The organism is Dyella sp. OK004, assembly GCF_900114495.1.
GTDB lineage: Bacteria > Pseudomonadota > Gammaproteobacteria > Xanthomonadales > Rhodanobacteraceae > Dyella_D.
In genome coordinates, this window is the sequence record NZ_FOZI01000001.1 from 999,525 (window position 1) to 1,019,132 (window position 19,608).

At 63.3% G+C, this 19,608-nt stretch carries 21 protein-coding genes; 13 read left to right on the forward strand and 8 right to left on the reverse strand.

Annotated features, from left to right (window positions below; genetic code table 11):
• The first annotated feature begins 248 nt into the window (after nt 1-248).
• The 9 genes from BM338_RS04360 to BM338_RS04400 all read left to right on the forward strand — a co-directional run bounded on the left by BM338_RS04360 (nt 249) and on the right by BM338_RS04400 (nt 6,724).
• Nucleotides 249-452: a hypothetical protein gene (locus tag BM338_RS04360; RefSeq protein ID WP_090450107.1), complete on the forward strand. Its 204-nt coding sequence runs from the start codon at nt 249-251 to the stop codon at nt 450-452.
• A 51-nt stretch (nt 453-503) separates the two neighbouring features.
• Entirely contained in the window at nt 504-968 is a 465-nt protein-coding gene (gene trmL, locus BM338_RS04365; RefSeq protein WP_090449587.1) for a tRNA (uridine(34)/cytosine(34)/5-carboxymethylaminomethyluridine(34)-2'-O)-methyltransferase TrmL, read from the forward strand.
• A 190-nt stretch (nt 969-1,158) separates the two neighbouring features.
• On the forward strand, nt 1,159-1,830 hold the full coding sequence (locus BM338_RS04370) for a M23 family metallopeptidase (RefSeq protein WP_143109238.1): 672 nt from the start codon (nt 1,159-1,161) through the stop codon (nt 1,828-1,830).
• A gap of 57 nt (nt 1,831-1,887) precedes the next feature.
• Entirely contained in the window at nt 1,888-2,538 is a 651-nt protein-coding gene (locus BM338_RS04375; RefSeq protein ID WP_090449589.1) for a ubiquinone biosynthesis accessory factor UbiJ, read from the forward strand.
• Nucleotides 2,535-4,187 carry a ubiquinone biosynthesis regulatory protein kinase UbiB gene (gene ubiB, locus BM338_RS04380; protein WP_090449590.1) on the forward strand — a complete coding sequence of 551 codons (1,653 nt, stop codon included), beginning with the start codon at nt 2,535-2,537 and terminating at the stop codon, nt 4,185-4,187. Before BM338_RS04375 ends, ubiB begins: the two co-directional genes overlap by 4 nt.
• Nucleotides 4,188-4,206: 19 nt before the next feature.
• Nucleotides 4,207-4,956, forward strand: coding sequence for a pseudouridine synthase (locus BM338_RS04385; RefSeq protein WP_090449591.1), 750 nt, complete (start codon nt 4,207-4,209; stop codon nt 4,954-4,956).
• Nucleotides 4,957-5,001: 45 nt separating this feature from the next.
• Complete coding sequence (arfB, locus tag BM338_RS04390) at nt 5,002-5,424, forward strand: alternative ribosome rescue aminoacyl-tRNA hydrolase ArfB (RefSeq protein ID WP_090449592.1); 423 nt, start codon at nt 5,002-5,004, stop codon at nt 5,422-5,424.
• Nucleotides 5,421-6,011: a 1-acyl-sn-glycerol-3-phosphate acyltransferase gene (locus BM338_RS04395; RefSeq protein ID WP_090449593.1), complete on the forward strand. Its 591-nt coding sequence runs from the start codon at nt 5,421-5,423 to the stop codon at nt 6,009-6,011. Before arfB ends, BM338_RS04395 begins: the two co-directional genes overlap by 4 nt.
• A gap of 77 nt (nt 6,012-6,088) precedes the next feature.
• Nucleotides 6,089-6,724, forward strand: a complete 636-nt coding sequence (locus BM338_RS04400; RefSeq protein WP_090449594.1) for a LysE family translocator — start codon at nt 6,089-6,091, stop codon at nt 6,722-6,724.
• A gap of 90 nt (nt 6,725-6,814) precedes the next feature.
• On the opposite strand, the gene BM338_RS04405 is transcribed toward BM338_RS04400, so the two are convergent.
• Entirely contained in the window at nt 6,815-7,789 is a 975-nt protein-coding gene (locus tag BM338_RS04405; protein ID WP_255367184.1) for a LysR family transcriptional regulator, read from the reverse strand.
• 189 nt (nt 7,790-7,978) lie between these two features.
• Here BM338_RS04405 and aceB point away from each other — a divergent pair, with 189 nt between their 5' ends.
• Nucleotides 7,979-9,577, forward strand: a complete 1,599-nt coding sequence (aceB, locus tag BM338_RS04410) for a malate synthase A (RefSeq protein ID WP_090449596.1) — start codon at nt 7,979-7,981, stop codon at nt 9,575-9,577.
• 50 nt (nt 9,578-9,627) lie between these two features.
• Nucleotides 9,628-10,926 carry an isocitrate lyase gene (gene aceA, locus BM338_RS04415; protein WP_090449597.1) on the forward strand — a complete coding sequence of 433 codons (1,299 nt, stop codon included), beginning with the start codon at nt 9,628-9,630 and terminating at the stop codon, nt 10,924-10,926.
• A 92-nt stretch (nt 10,927-11,018) separates the two neighbouring features.
• Here the strand turns inward: aceA and BM338_RS04420 are convergent, their stop codons facing one another.
• The 3 genes from BM338_RS04420 to BM338_RS04430 all read right to left on the reverse strand — a co-directional run bounded on the left by BM338_RS04420 (nt 11,019) and on the right by BM338_RS04430 (nt 15,057).
• Complete coding sequence (locus BM338_RS04420; RefSeq protein WP_090449598.1) at nt 11,019-12,830, reverse strand: cation:proton antiporter; 1,812 nt, start codon at nt 12,828-12,830, stop codon at nt 11,019-11,021.
• Nucleotides 12,831-13,152: 322 nt separating this feature from the next.
• A complete protein-coding gene (locus BM338_RS04425; protein ID WP_090449599.1) occupies nt 13,153-14,652 on the reverse strand; it encodes a YifB family Mg chelatase-like AAA ATPase in 1,500 nt (499 codons plus the stop codon).
• A gap of 147 nt (nt 14,653-14,799) precedes the next feature.
• Complete coding sequence (locus tag BM338_RS04430) at nt 14,800-15,057, reverse strand: accessory factor UbiK family protein (protein WP_090449600.1); 258 nt, start codon at nt 15,055-15,057, stop codon at nt 14,800-14,802.
• Between the two features lie 194 nt (nt 15,058-15,251).
• Here BM338_RS04430 and glnK point away from each other — a divergent pair, with 194 nt between their 5' ends.
• Nucleotides 15,252-15,590 (forward strand): P-II family nitrogen regulator, encoded by a 339-nt coding sequence (gene glnK, locus BM338_RS04435; protein ID WP_090449601.1) that lies wholly within the window; start codon nt 15,252-15,254, stop codon nt 15,588-15,590.
• On the opposite strand, the gene BM338_RS04440 is transcribed toward glnK, so the two are convergent.
• Both BM338_RS04440 and gpmA read right to left on the reverse strand, forming a co-directional pair.
• Nucleotides 15,591-16,121: a CcdC protein domain-containing protein gene (locus BM338_RS04440; protein WP_090449602.1), complete on the reverse strand. Its 531-nt coding sequence runs from the start codon at nt 16,119-16,121 to the stop codon at nt 15,591-15,593.
• A gap of 110 nt (nt 16,122-16,231) precedes the next feature.
• Nucleotides 16,232-16,975 carry a 2,3-diphosphoglycerate-dependent phosphoglycerate mutase gene (gene gpmA, locus BM338_RS04445; protein WP_090449603.1) on the reverse strand — a complete coding sequence of 248 codons (744 nt, stop codon included), beginning with the start codon at nt 16,973-16,975 and terminating at the stop codon, nt 16,232-16,234.
• Between the two features lie 143 nt (nt 16,976-17,118).
• Between gpmA and BM338_RS04450 the strand changes: the two genes are divergently transcribed.
• The gene (locus BM338_RS04450; RefSeq protein ID WP_090450108.1) at nt 17,119-17,772 is read left to right on the forward strand and encodes a DUF4097 family beta strand repeat-containing protein; all 654 of its coding nucleotides are present in this window, start codon (nt 17,119-17,121) and stop codon (nt 17,770-17,772) included.
• A gap of 48 nt (nt 17,773-17,820) precedes the next feature.
• On the opposite strand, the gene hemF is transcribed toward BM338_RS04450, so the two are convergent.
• Nucleotides 17,821-18,723: an oxygen-dependent coproporphyrinogen oxidase gene (gene hemF / locus BM338_RS04455; RefSeq protein WP_090449604.1), complete on the reverse strand. Its 903-nt coding sequence runs from the start codon at nt 18,721-18,723 to the stop codon at nt 17,821-17,823.
• Between the two features lie 91 nt (nt 18,724-18,814).
• On the reverse strand, nt 18,815-19,507 hold the full coding sequence (locus BM338_RS04460) for a YdcF family protein (RefSeq protein WP_255367185.1): 693 nt from the start codon (nt 19,505-19,507) through the stop codon (nt 18,815-18,817).
• Between the last annotated feature and the right edge of the window lie 101 nt (nt 19,508-19,608).

A 19,608-nucleotide genomic window follows, 5' to 3' on the forward strand; every position in this document is an offset into this window, starting at 1 on the left:
ACCTCCTGTTTCACGGAACCCCCGAGGCTAGTGGTCGCGTTGGGGAACCGCAAATGACGATCGACAGGGATGAAGGCGGCGTCCGGACACTGTCCGCTCGGCGCCGGCCGCTGTCCGCGGACAGCCAAGTGCGGCGACGCCTTTACGCCAATCGTCGCCAAATCAATGCCTTGTGATCACCGAATGGGTTGGCACGGCGCTTGCCATAGAGGGGGTGTAGGACCCACTCATTCATCGGAGACATGATCATGAAATTCGAAGCCTTGATGTTGCGCGGCCTGTTCGTTGCCTGCCTGCTGGTATGCGGACTGATCCTGGGCGCGATGGTCACCGCCTCGCCCGACGCAATTCGCCTGGCCGCCAATGGCAGCGCCGGCCAAGTGGTGATGGCGGCCCATGCACAATGCATGCTGCCGCCGGACGGTGTGGTCTGCCCGCGTATCGGCGGCTGATCGCCGATACGCCGTTTTCGCATCGGCCCACGATGCCCTGATAATGGCCCGATGCTGCATGTCATTCTTTTCCGCCCCGAGATACCGCCGAACACCGGCAACGTGATCCGCCTGTGCGCCAATACCGGCGCCTCGCTGCACCTGATCCGGCCACTGGGCTTCGAGCTCGACGATGCGCGCCTGCGACGCGCCGGCCTGGACTATCACGAATACGCGCAGTTGGCCGTGCACGACGATCTGACCAGCTGCCTGGAAAGCATCGGCAAACCGCGTGTATTCGCCTTCTCCACACGGGGACGCGTAGCGCATGTCGACGCGCGTTTCGCCGAAGGCGATGCCCTGTTGTTTGGTTGCGAAACCGCAGGCCTGCCGGGCCAGGTACTCGATGCGATTCCCGAAGCGCAGCGCCTGCGCCTGCCGATGCGGCCGGACAGCCGTAGCCTCAATCTCTCCAATACCGTCGCCGTGGCCGTCTACGAAGCGTGGCGCCAGCTGGGTTTCACCGGCACGGCCTGAAAGCCTGCCGGTCTTTTGAGATTCTTCTCATAGCCCTCTGAGCCCTTTCCGGCTCAAATACTTAGCGCGCCGGGGATGGTCTTTGGCCGGCGCTGGCCCTCGGGAACCGGGGCGCCGCACAGCTCATTCATCGAGAACCGTCACTTGTCCGGCCATGCCGGGCACCGGCCGCGTGCGCGCGGAGAACGCCATGTCTTTGATCGAACGCCTGCATCGCTCCGCCACTCCGACGCAATCCACCCTTTTCCACCTCGGCATGCTGTTGTTGGTGTCGTTGGCGATCGCGAATGCCTCGACACTGCGGGAAGCGGCTGCAATGACCGGCGAGCCGACCAGCATGAGCGAACAGACTGGCACCGACATCCTGGTGGTCCGCCCGGCCGCGCTCGCCGGGATCGTGCCGGGCGACGATGGGCACGAGGACGCGAGCGAGCCGCTGGCGATCGACGGCCTGGGCGGACTCGATCCCATCGTGACCCTGATGCCGGTCGACCTCGCGCACATCACCTCGCAATTCGGCCATCGCACCGATCCTTTCAAACAAAAGCGTGCGTTCCATGCAGGCATCGATTTCGGCGCGCCGAGGGGCACACCGGTGCGCGCCGTCGCCGACGGCGTGGTGGTCACTTCAACCACCCAGCGCAGTTACGGCAAGGTGGTGGTGATCAAGCATGAGCATGGCTACCGAACGCTCTATGCACACAACTCGACGTTGCTGGTGAAGGCCGGCCAGGTCATCCATGCCGGCGACACGATCGCCAGGGTCGGCTCGACCGGTCGCTCCACCGGCTCGCACCTGCATTTCGAAGTGCATCGCAGCGGCGAGCGGGTCGACCCCAGCCCTTATCTGGTCGGCCTGTAGGTCACGCAAACCAGCATCGACGAGTGACCCGCACCGCCCTGCCGCTACAATGCGGGCATGACTGATCCCGCTTCCCGCTCTTTCCTGCCGCGTCCCTTGCGGGTTATCGCAGGCCACGCGCTGGAGACCGCGCTGAACCATGTCCTTTCGCTCGATCCCGACACAGTGCAGCGCCTGGCCGCGCTGAATGGGCGCAGTGTGCAGCTGCACTTGCAGGGGCCAAACCTGACGCTGGCAATCAGCGTGGAAGACAACCGACTCAAAGTCGGCCCTGCGCAAGACGACAGCCATCTGCGCGTCAGCGCGACGCCGGGCAGTCTGCTGGCGATGCTGCTGAAGCGCGATGACGACGGCGTCGCGCCCGGCAAGGTCGATATCGCCGGCGACGCGGAGCTCGCCCGACGCCTGGAAAAACTTGCGAGCAAGTTCGCACCGGATTTCGAGGAAGCGTTCGCGCGCAGCTTCGGCGACGTGCTCGGCGTGCCGCTGGCCAAAGCGGTGCGCAAGGGGTTGGCTCATGCACGCGAAAGCGCCGGTCATCTGACCGAGGACACCGCCGACTGGCTGCGCGAAGAAGCGCGCGTCGCCATGGCACCGGGTGAAGTGGAAGGCTTCCTCGACGGCGTCGACACCCTGCGCGAACGCAGCGAGCGCCTGGAATCCCGCCTGGCCCGACTCGAGCAGAAACTGAAAGGAAACGCCGCGTGACGCCGCTGAAAGTCGTGCCGCGCGTGCTGCGCGTCGCCTCGGTGCTGTTGGCCTATCGGCTCGACGAGCTGGTGGATGCCGCGCATCTGTTCCGCCCGCTTAAATTGCTGCGTCCGTTCCTGGCGCGTCCGCGAGAGGACGTGAGCAAACTGCCGCGCGGCGCACGCTTGCGCCTGGCGCTGACCGAACTGGGTCCGATCTTCGTCAAGGCCGGGCAAGTGCTGTCGACTCGGCGCGATCTGGTGCCGGCGGACATCGCCGACGAACTCGCGCTGCTGCAGGACCAGGTGCCGCCGTTTCCCGGCAGCGAAGCGCGCGCGATCGTGGAGCGCGCGCTGAAGGCGCCGGTCACGCAACTGTTCGCGCGTTTCGACGAGACACCGCTAGCCTCCGCCTCCATTGCCCAGGTGCACGCTGCAGTGTTGCCCGATGGCCGCGAGATGGTGGTGAAAGTGCTGCGGCCCGGTATCGATGCTCGCATTGCGCGCGATATCCGCTTGCTGCATTCGCTGGGCGAACTGGCCCAGCGCTGGCATCCCAATGCCGACAAGATCCGCCCGCTCGACGTGGTGGCCGAAGTCGAGAAGATGCTGGAGAACGAGCTGGATCTGCAGCGCGAAGGCGCCAGCGCCAGCCTGCTCCGGCGCAACTTCGCAAGCGGCGTCGACCTGTATGTGCCGGAGGTGCATTGGGAACTGACCAACGAGCGCGTACTGACGCTGGAGCGGGTGAGCGGGGTGAGCTGCGACGATATCCCTGCCATCGATGCTGCCGGCATCGACCGCAAGGCGCTCGCGATCAAGGGCGTGCGCGTGTTCTATGAACAGGTGTTCCGCGACAATTTTTTCCATGCGGACGCGCACCCCGGCAATATCTGGGTCGACATCACCCGGCCCAGCGATCCGCGCTTCATCGCTCTCGATTTCGGCATCATGGGTTCGCTGCCGGAGGCCGACCAGTACTGGCTGGCGCAGAATTTCATCGCTTTGTTCGAGCGCGATTACGCGCGCATCGCTCAGCTGCATATCGATGCCGGATGGATGCCGGGCACGGTGCGGGTGGATGAGCTGGAAGCTGCCGTGCGCACGGTATGCGAGCCGTACTTCACCCGACCGCTGTCGCAGATCTCCTTGGCCGAGCTCGTGGTCAAGCTGTTCCAGACCGCGCGCCGCTTCGAGCTGGTGTTGCAACCGCAGCTGATCCTGCTGCAGAAAACCCTGCTGAACATCGAAGGCGTGGGCCGCATGCTCGACCCGCAGATCGATATCTGGGCGGTGGCGCATCCGGTACTCAAGCGCATCCTGCTCGAACGCTACAGTCCGCGCCGCACGCTGCGCGAGGTGCGCAAGCGCCTGCCGGAGTGGTTCCATGCCGCGCCGCAGTTCCCTGAGCTGATCCGCGATGCCTTGCGCCAGGTGGCGCGCGGTGAGCAACGGCAGCTTGGCGACCCGCTGGCGCTGGCGCAGATGCGCGAGGATGCGCGCCGGCAACAGCGCGTGATCGGCACCGGCCTACTTGGTAGTGCCCTGATCGTGAGTGCAACGCTGCTGTGGTCAATGGCGCCACAACATGGCGCATGGCCACCTTTGTGTCTGGGTGCGGCCGGCGTGCTGGCCTTCGTTGCCGGCTGGCCTCGGCAACGTGATTGAGCCTATAGAGGCGCACCCTGTGCGCGACCACGACGACACCAGCTCCAGTCGCGCACAAGGTGCGCTCCTACCGATCCTTTATCAGGATGACGCGCTGATCGCGGTGAACAAGCCTGCGGGTCTCGCTGTGCATCGCTCCAAGATGGTCGGTAACGCAGAGGAATTCCTCATCGACATGCTGCGTGAGCAGGTCGGTGGCATCACCTATCTGGCACACCGGCTCGATCGCGCGACCAGTGGCGTGCTGCTGATAGCGCGATCCCGCGAGATCGCCGCCGCGCTGGGTGAGCAGTTCATGGGCCGCGACGTGCATAAGCAGTACCTCGCGGTCGTGCGCGGCTGGCCGGAGCCGGAGGAAGCACTGATCGACTACGCCCTACCCGGCTCCCGCGAAACCGGTCCGCGTCGCGATGCCCGCACCCGTTTCCGTCGGCTGGATACGGTGGAAGTTCCCATCGCACTGGGCCGCTATCCGCAGCAACGCTATGCGCTGGTGCTGGCCGAACCGGAAACGGGGCGATTCCGTCAGATCCGCAAGCACATGGCACACATCCATCACCCGGTGATCGGCGATTGCCAGCACGGCCGCGGTGATCACAATCGCCTGTACAAGCAGTATTTCAGCTGCCATCGCATGCTGCTGCATGCTTGGCGCCTGCGCTTCCGTCATCCACTAAGCGGTGCGCCGATGCTGATCGAAGCGCCTTTAGACCCGGCGTTCACCGGGGTGCTGGAGCGCTTCGGCTGGTCCCTGCCTTCCGCTGAGTGATCCCGGGCAAGCGCGGCGGGCCATGCCCCCGCTAAACTGCGCGCCATGCTCACCATCAGCCGATCCATTGTCCTGCCCGAAACCGAGCTGACCGAGCGCTTCCTGCGTGCCGACGGTCCGGGCGGCCAGCACGTCAATCGCACCGAGAGCGCGGTGGAACTGCGCTTTGATGTAGCGCGCTCGCCGTCGCTGCCGGACGCTGTGCGCGAACGCTTGTTGGCGAGGCGCGACCGCCGTCTGACCGACGATGGCGTGCTGGTGATCCAGGCTCGCCGCTTTCGCGACCAGAGCCGCAATCGCGAGGATGCACGCGACCGACTGGTTGAGGTCATCCGCGCCGCACTGGTGGTCCCCAAGGCACGCGTCGCCACTAAGCCCTCGCGCGCCTCAAAAGAACGCCGCCTCGCCGGCAAGCAGCAACGCGGCAAGATCAAGCAGACGCGTTCGCGTTCATGGAGCCCCGAATGAGCCAAGCCATCCTGCCGCCTTCCCCACCGTCGGCACCCCGGCTCAACAGCCGATTCTGGCCGTGGCTGGCGCGCAGTCTGCTGCGCTTGTCCGGTTGGCGTTTGGTCGGCGAGCTGCCGGATGTGCCCAAACTGATTCTGATCGGCGCGCCGCACTCTTCGTACTGGGACGGTGTGTGGGGTCTGCTGATGAAGATCGGCCTGGGCGTGGACATCAACATCATGATCAAGCGCGAGGTGCTGGATGGACCGCTGGGTATCATCCTGCGCCCGATCGGCATGATCCCGATCAACCGCAAGGCTGCGCTCAATGTGGTTGATCAGATGGTGGTGCGCTTCACCGAGCGCGAGCGGATGTGGCTGGGCATTACGCCGGAGGGCACGCGCAAAAAGGTGACGCACTGGAAGTCAGGCTTCCTGCGCATCGCGCAAGACGCGAACGTGCCGATCCAGACGTTGTTTATCGACTATCCCACCAAGACCTTCACGCTAGGTCCCGTGGTGCGCACCACCGAGGATCATGAAGCCGACATGGTGCGGATTCGCGCATTGTTCACGCCGTATCGCGGCAAGCATCGCAATGCTTAGTGAGTGCGATCATCCCTGATCGCGAGAATCCAAAAGCAGCCATCCATGGCTGCACTCTTGATGGGGATCGGGATCACATGACTGCGCTTGGCATCCAGCATTTTGACGCCTTCCTGCTCGCCTGCATCGCGCTCAACCTGACGCCCGGGCTGGATACCTTCTACATCCTCACGCGCAGCGGCCGCGAAGGCCGTTCCGTCGGCGTGGCCGCTGCACTGGGCATCAATGCCGGCTGCATCGTGCACACGCTGGCAGCAGTGCTGGGCATTTCAGCGATCCTGATGACATCGGCTATCGCCTTCAGTGTGCTGAAGTATCTCGGCGCGGCGTATCTGGTGTGGATCGGCCTGCGCATGCTGCTGTCGCGCGCCACCGCGCGGCAATCGACTGTGACGCGCGGCCGGGGACTGGGCGCCGCTTTCCGCCAGGGCATGTTGACCAATGTGCTCAATCCCAAGGTGGCGCTGTTCTTTCTCGCTTTCCTGCCGCAGTTCGTATCGATGCAGGCGCCTCATCCCCAACTCGGCTTGCTGGTGTTGGGTCTGAGCTTCATCGGCACCGGTATGGTCTGGTCGATGATGCTGGCGTTGCTCGGCGGGCATATCCATCGCCTGCTCACGACACGCCCGCGCTTTGGGCAGTGGCTGGACCGCGTGTGCGGCACGGTGTTGCTGGGCTTTGGTGTCAGGTTGGCGCTGCAGCGACAGCAGTGATGGATCCTGTAGGAGCGCACCCTGTGCGCGACCTCACGTAGCGATAGCCCCGGGTCGCGCACAGGGTGCGCTCCTACGAATGCGTGTGTCTCAACGCTCGGAATGCCCCGACTCGTCGTAGTCGCGATGGGTCAACAGGCCGGGCCGGATCAGGTCCACGAAGGCGCGCGCTTCCGCGCTGAGGAATTTGCCTTTGCGCATCACCACGCCGTAACTGCGCTGCGGGAAGTACTGGCGTAGATTGCGGACGGCCAGACGACTGCGATCGGCTTCGGTGATGCAGATGCCGGTGACGATGGAGATGCCCAGGCCCATCGCGACATACTCCTTGATCACATCCCAGCCGCCCACTTCGATAGCTACGTGATAAGGCACCTGGCGCTGCTGGAACACCAGATCCACCAGGCGATAGGTGGACAGGCGCTGCGGCGGCAAGATCAGGCCATAGGGCGACAGATCCTCAAGCGTGATGCTGGTTTTGCTGGCCAATGGGTGATCCAGCGGCGTGATCAGCATCGGGTCGTAGTGGTAGACCGGCGCCCAGGCGATGTCGTTGGGCACGTCGAGCATGGACCCCACGGCGAAATCCGCCTGATCGGCGCGCAGCAGGGCCATCCCATCCTTGCCGGTGACGTTGGCCAACTGCAGTTGCACCGCTGGAAAACGCTCGCGATAGCGACGCACCAACTCTGGCAGCAGGTACTGGATGGTGGAGCTTCCGGCCGCGATGGTCAGGCGGCCAGCCTGCATGCCTTTGACCTTGGCCTGGAAGTCGCGATCCAGTGTTTCCCAGCCCTCTACCAGTGGCCGCGCCAGCTCGTAGAGCGCCTCGCCGGCATCGGTGAGATTGATGCGGCGCCGGCTGCGCTCCAGCAACTGGACGCCAAGCTCGCGCTCCAGCGCTTGTAACTGCAGGCTCACGCTGGGCTGGGACAGGTAGAGCGCCTCCGCGGCGCGGGTCAAAGTACCCAGCTTGACGGTGTAAACGAACGCGCGCAGCTGCTTCTGGCGGTTGCCCTTGTAGTAGAAGCGCCCGGTTTCGGCGGCGGACTTTTCTTCACCCACGCGTCGCTTCGAGGTCGTTTTTCGCGGCTTCTTCGACTTATTCAGCTTGTCAGATGCGCTTTTCAATGCTTTGTACTCAATGAGTTACAAGTAACATTGACATAGATAATATCAAAAATTGAAACATTTGCTTTGTCAAAGTAAACCTCCGTGACCTAGTGTCATCCCATCGTCATCACGGAGATCGCCATGGCTGTTCCCAAGGAACTTGTCATCACCCAGCCGGCCCGCATCGAGGGCCAGACCGGCCCCGGGCACGACCGCATCCTCACCCCCGAGGCCCTGGTTTTCCTGGCCGGTCTGCACCGCCGCTTCGACGTCCGCCGGCGCGCCTTGCTGGCGGCCCGTAGCGAGCGGCAGGCCCGCTATGACGCCGGCGTGTTGCCCGACTTCCGTGCCGATACGGCCGAGATCCGCGAAGGCCGCTGGACCGTAGCCAAGATCCCGGCCGCCCTGCAGGACCGCCGTGTGGAGATCACCGGCCCGGTCGAGCGCAAGATGATCATCAACGCGCTGAACTCCGGCGCGAAGGTGTTCATGGCCGACTTCGAGGATTCGAGCGCGCCCACCTTCGCCAATCAGCTGGACGGCCAGATCAATCTGCGCGACGCGGTGAACGGCAGCATTGAGTTCACTTCCCCGGAGGGCAAGGTGTACCGCGTTAACGGCAATCCTGCCGTGCTGGTGGTGCGCCCGCGCGGCTGGCATCTGCCGGAGCGGCATATCACCGTCGACGGTGAGCCGATGGCAGGAGCGTTGGTCGATTTCGGTCTATACGCCTTCCACAACGCGCGCACGCTGCAGGCACTCGATCGCGGCCCTTACTTCTACTTGCCCAAGCTGGAGGCGATGGAAGAAGCCGCGCTATGGGATGACGTGATGTCCGCCGCGGAAGATGAGGTTGGCCTTCCGTCCGGCTGCATGAAGGCCACGGTGCTGATCGAGACGTTGCCGGCCGTGTTCCAGATGCACGAGATCCTGCATGCGCTGCGCAACCGTGCCGTCGGCCTCAACTGCGGCCGCTGGGATTACATCTTCTCGTACCTGAAAACCCTGCGCGGCCATCGCGATCGCCTGCTGCCGGAGCGCGGCCAGGTGTTGATGACGGTGCCTTTCCTCAAGGCCTATTCGGAACTGCTGATCCAGACCTGCCATCGCCGCGGCGCCTTCGCCATGGGCGGCATGGCCGCGCAGATTCCGATCAAGGGTGACGAGGCCGCCAACGAAGCCGCCATGGCCAAGGTACGCGCGGACAAGCTGCGCGAAGTGCAGGCCGGCCATGACGGTACCTGGGTCGCACATCCCGCACTGGTGCCGGTGGCGCAGGAGATTTTCGACAAGTACATGCCGTCGCCGAACCAGCTCGGCGTGGAACGGGCCGATGTGAAGGTAACCCGCGATCAGCTGATCGCACCCTGCGCCGGTTCGATCAGCCGTGCGGGATTTGACAACAACGTTGAGGTGGCGCTGCGCTACACGGCGTCCTGGCTGGATGGCCAAGGTTGCGTGCCGATCCATCACCTGATGGAAGACGCCGCCACCGCCGAAATTGCTCGCGCACAGCTGTGGCAGTGGTTGCACCACGGCAGTATCGAATTCACCGATCACGCGCCGATCAATTTTGCGCTGTTCGATCACGCGCTGGCCGCCCATACACATCGTTTGCGCGAAAGCGGCCTTCCTGGCTCCGCACGTGCCGATGAAGCCGCCGCGTTGCTCACCTCCCTGACTCACGCCGACCAACTCGGCGACTTCCTCACCCTGCCTGCCTATGACCGTCTGGCCTAATCGCACACGTCAGTCGCGCCGCAGACCTACGAATGCCACGGAGTCACGTCATGAAGAACCAACTCCCCACCGCCGAACAACTCACGCTCGACTGGAAGAACAATCCGCGTTGGGCCGGTATCCAGCGCAACTACAACGCCGAGGATGTGGTGCGCTTGCGCGGCACGGTAGCGGTGGAACACACGCTTGCGCGCCGCGGCGCGGCGCGTCTTTGGAAATCACTGCACAAGGAAGACTTCGTCAACGCCCTGGGCGCCCTTACCGGCAATCAGGCCATGCAGCAGGTAAAGGCAGGGCTGCAGGCGATCTATCTCTCCGGCTGGCAGGTGGCGGCCGATGCCAATCTCGCCGGCGAGATGTATCCCGACCAATCGCTGTATCCGGCCAATTCGGTACCGCAGGTGGTCAAGCGCATCAACAACACGCTGCTGCGGGCCGACCAGCTGCATCACGCCGAGGGCAACGACGACACCGACTGGATGGTGCCGATTGTGGCTGACGCGGAAGCGGGTTTCGGTGGTGTGCTGAACGCTTTCGAGCTGATGAAGGCGATGATCGAAGCGGGCGCCGCTGGCGTGCATTTTGAGGATCAGCTGGCGTCGGTCAAAAAGTGTGGCCACATGGGTGGCAAGGTATTGGTGCCGACGCGCGAAGCCGTCGACAAGTTGAATGCCGCGCGCCTCGCCGCTGACGTGCTGGGTGTGCCGACGCTATTGGTCGCGCGTACCGATGCCGACGCCGCCGACCTGCTCACCTCGGACGTCGACGACAACGACAAACCATTCATCACTGGCGAACGCACCGTGGAGGGCTTCTTCCGCGTGCGTCCGGGACTGGAGCAGGCGATCAGCCGCGGCCTGGCGTACGCACCGTATGCCGATCTGATCTGGTGCGAGACCAGCAAGCCGAATCTGGAAGAGGCGCGCAGGTTCGCCGAGGCGATCCACGCAAGATTCCCGGGCAAGTTGCTGGCCTACAACTGCTCGCCCAGCTTCAACTGGAAGAAGAATCTGGATGACGCGACGATCGCAAGATTCCAGAAGGAACTCGGCGCGATGGGCTACAAGTTCCAGTTCATCACCCTGGCCGGCTTCCATAGCCTTAATTACGGCATGTTCGATCTGGCTCATGGTTATGCCCGGCGCCAGATGAGTGCCTTCGTCGAACTGCAGGAACGCGAGTTCGCTGCGGCCGAACGTGGTTTCACGGCAGTGAAGCATCAGCGTGAAGTGGGCACCGGCTATTTCGATCAGGTGACGCAGGCGATTCAGCAGGGTCTGTCGTCGACTACCGCGCTGAAGGGCTCCACTGAGGAAGCGCAGTTCCACAAACAGGCCACCGCAGCCTGAGTGTTGACGCCTGGCCGGCATGGACGCTGGCGCGAGCGCCGACAGGGGCTCCCTGTCGGCGCTCGCTGCGTAGGGAGCAATAACTGCGCGGACTATTCAGTGCGTGCTGGTGCTTTTGCGGTTTCCGCGGGCACCAGCGCAATCACCAGCCAGCCAGGCCGGGGTTCCAGCGTACGCTTGGCGGAAGCCACCCGTAGGGCGCCCTTCTCTTCCACGCCGAACAGCAACACCACGTCCGAGCCGTACTGTTCAATGAAATGCGGCCAATCGAAGGTGGTGGTGAGCCGGGTGGATTTGATGCGCCAGCCTTGCTCAAGCAACTCGGCAAAGCGCGCGTGCGTCATGTCCTCGGCGAACAACGGCGGCGCCAGCAGCGTGCCAGCCAGCATGGTGCGATCGTTGTTACCTTCCTGCTGTGGAAGATTGCGTAGGCGGTAGATCCTTTCGCGGCCAAATTCCTGGCGATAATGCACGCACACCAACGAATTGCGTTCGCGATGCGTCGACATCGCCAATAGGCGGCCAATGCCCGTGAGATCGAGATTGCGCTCGGCGTAACTGGATGCTGGATTGCCGTAGAACGTGGTCAGACCTTCCATGCGCGCGCGGCGCACGCCATCCCACTCGTCATCAGCCACTACGACACGGAAGCCAGCGTCCTTGAGCACTTTGGCAATGGCTCGTGCTACGCCATCGGAACCGAATACCAGCACGCCATTGGGCTCGGGCTCGGCCACCTTCAACCACAACGCCAAAGGTCTCGAAGTGGCACTTTGCAGTACCACCGTACCGATGATCAGAATGAATACCAGCGGGACAAACGCGGCGCCGTCGTGCATGCCCAGTGCTTCCAGCTTGAGCGCAAACAGAGCGGATACTGAGGCGGCCACAATGCCTCGCGGCGCGATCCAGGCGATCAAGGCGCGTTCGCGCCAGCTCAAGGCACTGCCGATGCTGGAGATCGCTACAGTCACTGGACGCACGACAACCTGTGCCGCGATAAATACCGCGATGCCGGCCCACAGCATGCCATCCGGTAATGGCCATTCCAGTCGCGCAGCCAGCAGGATAAACAAGGTGGAGACCAGCAGTGTGGTCAGGCTTTCCTTGAAGTCCAGGATGTCATCGATATGCACGCCGCGCATGTTGCCCAGTGCGATACCCATGATGGTCACGGTGAGCAGGCCCGATTCGTGCGTGATGGTGTTGGATACGGTGAAAGCCAGCAGCACTGTGACAAGCGTGCCGTAGTTCTGCAGGTAATCTGGAATCAGCTGGCGGCGCAGCAGGAAGCCGAGTGCCCAGGCGGCCAAGGCGCCAATCAGACAACCACACAGAATGGTCGCCAGAAACACGCCGATGGTGTGGCCCTGATGTCGCGACACGATGGCTTCATAAATAAGTACGGCAAACAACGCGCCAAGCGGATCGATCACGATGCCTTCCCAGCGCAACGTATTGGCGATACGCGCATTGGGGCGCACGGTGCGCAGCATCGGTGCGATCACCGTCGGACCGGTCACACAGGTCAGTGCGCCAAACAGCCAGGCGATTTCCCAGCGCAACCCCGCCAGGTAATGCCCTGCGACAGCCAGCAACACCACTGCCACCACGGCGCCATAGGACACCAAGCCGCGCACGGCACGTCCGATGCCAGGCAACTCATGGAAGCGCAGGGTCAGGCTGCCTTCGAACAGGATCAGCGCCACTGAAAGCGAAACCACTGGAAATAACAGGTCGCCGAGCAGATGGTCAGGTTTCAGCACACCGCTTACCGGCCCGAGCAGAATACCGGCCAGCAGCAGAAACAGGATCGCCGGCAGGCGAACCCGCCAGGCCAGCCATTGCGCCAGAAAGCCGATGCCGAGCATGCCCACGAGCATCAGGCCAATTTGAAGCGTCATTTACTGCCCCCTGGGCGACGTCATGTCGTTTGCGATGTCTGGACGAACCGGGCTTGGGGAAGCCAGCAGCCGCGCAGTATCCCGAGTGTCGCGCAAAGCCATCTATCGGACACATCCGAAAGCGAAATCGAGCGAGGGGGGTTCCGGGAGATGCCAAACCCCGGTATCGGACGGGGGGAGGGAGGGGGGCCGATACCGGGGTGGCGGGACTAAGTCCATAAGAGAACTAGTCGGTGCAGATATTAATATCATCCTCTATCAAGTCAATACCTATCGGTACAGAAATTGCCTATCTGAAGATTAAATTTTGTTTATCAAAGCCCTAGAAGCGCCTGTACTGCAGCGCCTCGGCCAGATGAACTCGATCCAGTGCAGCTGCCCCGCCATCAAGGTCGGCAATGGTGCGCGCCACCCGTAGCGTACGGTGATAGGCCCGCGCCGATAGCCCCAGGCGCTCGAGCGCCCCTTCAAACCAGGCACGTTCCGCCGGACCCAGCGCGCAATCCCGTTCAAGTTCGCGTGTACTGATCTCCGCATTGGAACGGCCTGCGCGCACCAGAGCCTGGTGGCGCGCCTTCACTACGCGAGCGCGCACCGTTGCGGAATCCTCGTCGTGCGCACCGCGCTTGGCGCCCAACTCGGTCAATGGCTGGCGGGGTACGTCCACGCACATGTCGATACGATCCAGCAGCGGACCCGAGATACGCGCGCGATAACGCTGGATCTGATCAGGCGTGCATTGGCAACGGTTACGTGAATCGCCCGCGTAACCGCAGGGGCAAGGATTCATTGCCGCTACCAGCTGGAATTGCGCCGGAAACGTCGATTGGCGCAAGGCTCGCGAAATCACGATCGAGCCGGACTCTAACGGCTCGCGCAACACCTCCAACACATGGCGGCTGAATTCCGGCAACTCATCCAGGAAGAGCACCCCATTATGTGCCAGCGAGATCTCGCCCGGCCGAGGCTGCGATCCACCACCGACCAGCGCCACCGCCGAAGCCGTGTGGTGCGGAGCGCGGAATGCACGTCGGCGCCACCTCGCGGGGTCTACATCCTGCCCCGCCACCGACAAGATCGCGCAGCTCTCCAGCGCCTCTGACTCCGTCAGCGGAGGGAGAACGCCCGGCAGGCGTTCGGCCAACATGGTCTTGCCGGTTCCCGGCGGCCCCATCAGCAACAAGTGGTGTCCGCCGGTAGCAGCGATCTCCAGTGCCCGGCGCGCTTGCCGCTGGCCGCGCACATCGATCAGGTCCGGACCGTACGTGGCGTCAACAGCAATCTCGGCCCCTACCGGAGGCGCGAGGTCCTGCCCACCGCGCAACCAGCCACAAACCTCCGCAAGCGTGTCGGCCACACGCACATCGGCATCGGGAATCAGCGCCGCTTCTGCGGCATTCGCCCGCGGCACAACTACTTTGCGGCCACGTGCACGGGCGCGCAGCAAGGCTGGCAGTACGCCGGAAACACCACGCAAGGCACCTGACAGCGCCAGTTCACCCAGAAATTCGCAGTCGTCCAACTTTTCCCGAGGTACTTGGTTGCCCGCAGCCAGAATGCCCAGGGCAATCGCCAGATCGAAGCGCCCACCGTCTTTAGGCAGCTCGGCCGGCGCCAGATTCACCGTGACTCTGCGGTTGGGGTATTCGAACGCCGTGTTCTGAATCGCTACACGGACCCGATCCCGCGCTTCACGCACGGCCGCTTCGGGCAAACCCACAATATTGGTCCCCGGCAGTCCACCGGAAAGATGCACTTCCACCATCACCTGCGGCGCGGATACGCCTTCCTGAGCCCGGCTGAGGGTAACGGCGAGACTCATCGGCGTAACGAGCCCGCAGACAGGATGAAGTCGCGTCCAGACGGCAAGATGGGCGACTCCCTTCGGCAGGCGGTGAAAAATGACCGCCCCCGATCGTTCTCGGGGTGAGGGTGACGGATCGGGGACGGCTCCCGGGAGGGAGACTGGCTAGTTCCCGCGGGCCGTGGCGTTCGCCTCAAGATCAGCGACACGCCGTTCGAGTTCATCTACCTTGGCGCGGGTACGCGCCAGCAAAAGACTCTGAACTTCAAATTCCTCGCGGGTGACTAGGTCAAGGCGGCGCAATCCTTGCGCCAGGACATCGGAAAAGTTGGCGCGGAGATCCTGATGCGCCTGAGCCAATCCTGGCGGAACCAACGAGGCAAGTCGTAAGGCAATCTGATCGATATCCTGCCTATCCATCATGGATAGCACCTCGAACTCGTCAGGGAGAAGTTTAGATAAATGTGAAATTCAGGCGCCATCGGCTTGCTCCACTGAAATGTGTAGGCATTCTCCTACACAGGGTTGGCCTAGGCGACAAATGACATCCATGGCAGGCAAAATGCCTGTCTGTATCGGGTCGGGAAACGCCCGGGACTCTTTAACGAGGAATACCCATGAAGCTGGTGGTCGCGGTCATCAAACCCTTCAAGCTGGACGATGTGCGCGAAGCGCTGGCCGAAGTTGGCGTGCAGGGCATCACAGTGACCGAGGTAAAAGGCTTCGGTCGTCAAAAGGGGCACACCGAGCTCTATCGGGGCGCCGAGTACGTGGTCGATTTCCTACCCAAGATCAAGGTGGAAGTGGCCGTGGCCGATGATCAACTGGAACGGGTGGTTGAAGCCATCACGCAGTCGGCCCGTACGGGTAAGATTGGCGACGGCAAGATCTTCGTCAGTACGCTTGAGCAGGTCATCCGGATCCGCACCGGCGAGCTCGACAACGACGCGCTCTGATCAGTCCGAAGTAACCGGCACGTGCTCGCGCTGAAAACGCCGGTGATGCACCAGCAGGCCGGCGTAGTAGGTGATGTAGTAGCCAATCATCAAGCCGAACACCAAGACCGTCAGCGGACTATTGCCGAACGGAGGGCCTGCATAAGCGGCTGCGGGGTCCTGCATCTGCGGCACCACCACTAGGAAACGCCAGGCCAAGCGGCCGACCAGCAGTGCGGTCAGTGCCGCGCCGAGCCAGGGATTCGGGATGTAGACGTCCACTCCCTTCGGATCCTGGCCAAAACGGGTCAGGCGCAGGCCAAGTAAGCCCAGCGCCGCGCCGCCGACCAAGCCGCCGAGCAAGCCCTCCAGCAGCTTGAAGTTGTACAGCCCACCCAGTGCCATCAGGCCGGCCACCAGGCTGAAAATCACGATGCGCGCCACCATGCGCTTGCGCCTGATCGGCTGCGGCCCGAAGTTGCCGCGCACGCGCCGCCATACGGCGTAAGCCATCAACGGGACCATGATCAGGGGAAACACGGTGGGCGCCATGACCGGACACTCTGTGGGAAAGTGGCATCAGGCTAGCGGACGAGCCAACGCGTAACGATTGACGCCACACAACCATCGCAGGTGACGCCTGTCACCCGCGCATCGAACGCTTACTTTGCCTTGCCCTGATTGGCCACCGCGGCCATCTTGGCGGCAATCGCGTCAGCATCGCCGAGGTAGTAACTGCGCAGCGGCTTCAGCTCCCTGTCGAATTCATACACCAGCGGCACGCCGTTGGGGATATTGAGTTCGACGATGGCTTCATCGGAAATATTGTCCAGATACTTCACCAGCGCGCGCAGCGAATTGCCGTGCGCGGCGACCACCACGCGCTGCCCGGCCCGGATCGCCGGTGCCAGCACTTCATGCCAGTACGGCAACACACGGGCCACGGTGTCCTTGAGGCATTCGGTATCGGGAATGTCCTTGGGATCCAGCGTGGCATAGCGCGGATCATGCACCGACTCGTTGGCCGCGCGATCGAGCGGCGGCGGCGGAATGTCATAGCTGCGGCGCCAGATCTTGACCTGGTCGTCGCCGTACTTGGCTGCGGTTTCCGCCTTGTTGAGGCCCGTGAGCGCACCGTAGTGACGCTCGTTGAGGCGCCAATCGGTGAGCACCGGAATCCACATCAGATCCATCGCGTCCTGCACGCCCCACAGCGTGCGCACGGCGCGCTTGAGCAACGAGGTATGCGCCACGTCGAAGCTATAGCCGGCGTCCTTGAGCAGGCGGCCCGCTTCCTGCGCCTCGGCCATGCCCTGTTCGGTGAGGTCGACGTCAGCCCAGCCGCTGAAGCGGTTGTCGAGGTTCCACTGGGATTGGCCGTGACGGATCAGTACGAGTTTGTGCATGGCGGCGAATGGTAGGCGGGAAACCCGAAATGGTGAGGCCCGGCCCGGCAGCCGTCAAATGCGCCCCTGTCGAAGGTCATGCTAAACCCAGCGAGACACTGGAGCATCCTATGGACTGATACATCCACCTTATGGAGTCCACCATGCGCCGTACCCTGCTCGCCCTTGCCCTCGTCCTGCCACTGGCCGCGCTGGCCCGGGACAACGATATCGACAAGATCAACGGCACCGTGCGCGTCGAAAACGGCCAGCAGGTCGGCGACGTCAGCACCGTGAATGGCTCGGTGCGCATTGGCGACAACGCCACCGTGCAAAAGGCCAGCACCGTGAATGGCTCGGTGGAGCTGGGCGAGAAGTCCCAGGCCACAGAGATCTCGACCGTCAACGGCTCGGCCACCCTGGGTGCCGGCAGCCGCATCACTGGCGAGGTGGGCACCACCAACGGCACCATCAAGCTCGGCAAGGGCGCGGAGGTGGCCGGCAAGGTCGCCAACGTCAACGGCACCATCAGCCTTGATGCTGCGCATGTGGCCAAGGGCATTGAGACGGTCAGCGGCAGCATTTACGTCGGTGCCAATTCGCGGGTCGAGGGCGGCATCCTGGTCGAGAAGCCCGGCGGCTGGTTCAACAACAACAGCCGTCCGCCGCATGTTGTGATCGGGCCGCATGCCGTTGTGCAGGGCACGCTGGAGTTCCGCCGCGAAGTGGTGCTGCAGGTGAGCGACAGCGCACAGATCGGCCCAGTGAAGGGCGCCACGCCAGCGAAGTTCAGCGGTGACGCGCCCTCGGTGGATTGACGACGTGTTGGCGGCGCGGCGCTCTGCCGTTGCCGCCAACGCTCCGCTTCAGACCCAGTCGCGCGGCTTCAGGTAATCACTAAGTCGCGCTTCCGCTGATCCAGCCTCCGGCGTATATGCGTATTCGAAGCGCACGCGCGGCGGCAGGCTCATCAAGATCGACTCGGTGCGCCCGCCGGACTGCAGGCCAAACAAGGTGCCGCGGTCGTAGACCAGGTTGAATTCCACATAGCGGCCGCGACGGTACAGCTGAAACTCACGCTCGCGCTCGCCATAAGGTGTGTCCTTGCGGCGTTCGGCGATCGGCAGGTACGCATCAAGAAAGCCCTGCCCCACGTCACGGGTGAAAGCAAAGCAACGCTCGAACCCACCCTCGTTGAGATCGTCGTAGAACAAGCCACCGACGCCGCGCGTCTCGTTGCGATGCTTGAGATAGAAGTACTCATCGCACCACTGCTTGTAGCGCGCATAAACATCCGCACCGTACGTCGCGCAGACATCGCGCGCGACGGTGTGCCAGTGCGCCACATCCTCGTCGAACGGATAGAAGGGCGTGAGATCAAAGCCACCACCAAACCACCACACCGGCTCTACGCCTTCCTTGCTCGCCTCGAAGTAACGCACATTCGCATGCGTGGTCGGCATATACGGATTGCGCGGATGCAGCACCAGGGAAACCCCGGTCGCAACGAAACTCCCACCAGCCAGCTCCGGCCGATGCACGGTGGCGCTGGGCGGCAGCTTGTTGCCATAGACGCGCGAGAAGTTCACTCCCGCCTGCTCGAACACCGCGCCCTCGCGCAACACGCGCGTTCGCCCGCCACCACCGGCAGCACGCGTCCAGGCGTCTTCCTCGAATCGCGCACTGCCATCCAGCTTTTCGACGGCGGCACAGATGCGATCCTGCAACTCGCGCAGAAACAGTTCGACTTGATCGGCTTGCTGACTCATCGCAACGCTCTTGGTCGGTTCAACGGCGCGAGCTTAGCAAGCCCGCCGCCGTGCGCCGATGTGGCGGGGCGTCGCGCGATGCTGATGGCGGTCAACTCAACCTTGCGGCGATCCGCCGATGGCCGATCAGACGCGCCCAGCGCAGCGCCAGATCGATCCACATCACATAGCCCGATTCCAGCAACAGGCGCAGCACATAGCGTCGATCCAGACGCAGCTCCGGTTCGGCAGCTACCGGCACGCATTCAGCGAAACCCAGATGCCGCGCAAGCCATTGGCAGCGCGCCAGGTGGTAGCGATTGGTGACCAGGGCCACCGGCGGCAGGCCGCCCGACAGCGGCCCGCTCTCTTGCAGCAGACTGCGTGCGTGGCGCAGGTTTTCCAACGAGTCGACCGACGCCTGTTCAAGCTTAAGGTCGACTCCCGCCGGGAGACCCCGCTGCCGCAACCAGGCCGCTCCGGCAGCGGCTTCAGTGATCCGTCCGCCGCTGCACCCACCCAACAACAACACAGGGTCAGCCAGTTCCTGGCGGATCAGCGCCAGAGCGCGCTCCAGGCGTTGCTGGTAATCGCGTTCGGGCCAGTCCTGCACCAGCCGACGACCGAACACCAGCAAGGTCATGCGCCCGGGCGGCACCACCGGACTGCGCCTGGCGATCCGCCAGACATGGATGGCATAAGCCACCCACACCAGACCACCCGTCAACACCACGGCCAGCACCGCCACGACCGCCGCATGCAATACATCGCGATCGCTCAGATAGCGCCAGGGACCGCGTTTCAAAGGGACGATAAGGCGGGACACGGTGATGGGCGGCAGGAAGGTGCCGCAGTGTGGGCAAGCGCCAGGAAAGCTGCAATCGGCAGTCTTTCTTCGTCCAAAAA

Bases quoted from the DNA above. Each gene is read 5' to 3' on its own strand.
- aceB (WP_090449596.1), top strand. From the start codon at position 7,979: ATGGCTGTTCCCAAGGAACTTGTCATCACCCAGCCGGCCCGCATCGAG.
- aceA (WP_090449597.1), top strand. From the start codon at position 9,628: ATGAAGAACCAACTCCCCACCGCCGAACAACTCACGCTCGACTGGAAG.
- hemF (WP_090449604.1), bottom strand. From the start codon at position 18,723: ATGAGTCAGCAAGCCGATCAAGTCGAACTGTTTCTGCGCGAGTTGCAG.
- BM338_RS04430 (WP_090449600.1), bottom strand. From the start codon at position 15,057: ATGATGGATAGGCAGGATATCGATCAGATTGCCTTACGACTTGCCTCG.
- BM338_RS04370 (WP_143109238.1), top strand. From the start codon at position 1,159: ATGTCTTTGATCGAACGCCTGCATCGCTCCGCCACTCCGACGCAATCC.
- BM338_RS04425 (WP_090449599.1), bottom strand. From the start codon at position 14,652: ATGAGTCTCGCCGTTACCCTCAGCCGGGCTCAGGAAGGCGTATCCGCG.
- BM338_RS04375 (WP_090449589.1), top strand. From the start codon at position 1,888: ATGACTGATCCCGCTTCCCGCTCTTTCCTGCCGCGTCCCTTGCGGGTT.
- trmL (WP_090449587.1), top strand. From the start codon at position 504: ATGCTGCATGTCATTCTTTTCCGCCCCGAGATACCGCCGAACACCGGC.
- BM338_RS04450 (WP_090450108.1), top strand. From the start codon at position 17,119: ATGCGCCGTACCCTGCTCGCCCTTGCCCTCGTCCTGCCACTGGCCGCG.
- glnK (WP_090449601.1), top strand. From the start codon at position 15,252: ATGAAGCTGGTGGTCGCGGTCATCAAACCCTTCAAGCTGGACGATGTG.
- BM338_RS04400 (WP_090449594.1), top strand. From the start codon at position 6,089: ATGACTGCGCTTGGCATCCAGCATTTTGACGCCTTCCTGCTCGCCTGC.
- arfB (WP_090449592.1), top strand. From the start codon at position 5,002: ATGCTCACCATCAGCCGATCCATTGTCCTGCCCGAAACCGAGCTGACC.
- gpmA (WP_090449603.1), bottom strand. From the start codon at position 16,975: ATGCACAAACTCGTACTGATCCGTCACGGCCAATCCCAGTGGAACCTC.
- BM338_RS04440 (WP_090449602.1), bottom strand. From the start codon at position 16,121: ATGGCGCCCACCGTGTTTCCCCTGATCATGGTCCCGTTGATGGCTTAC.
- BM338_RS04420 (WP_090449598.1), bottom strand. From the start codon at position 12,830: ATGACGCTTCAAATTGGCCTGATGCTCGTGGGCATGCTCGGCATCGGC.
- BM338_RS04395 (WP_090449593.1), top strand. From the start codon at position 5,421: ATGAGCCAAGCCATCCTGCCGCCTTCCCCACCGTCGGCACCCCGGCTC.
- BM338_RS04360 (WP_090450107.1), top strand. From the start codon at position 249: ATGAAATTCGAAGCCTTGATGTTGCGCGGCCTGTTCGTTGCCTGCCTG.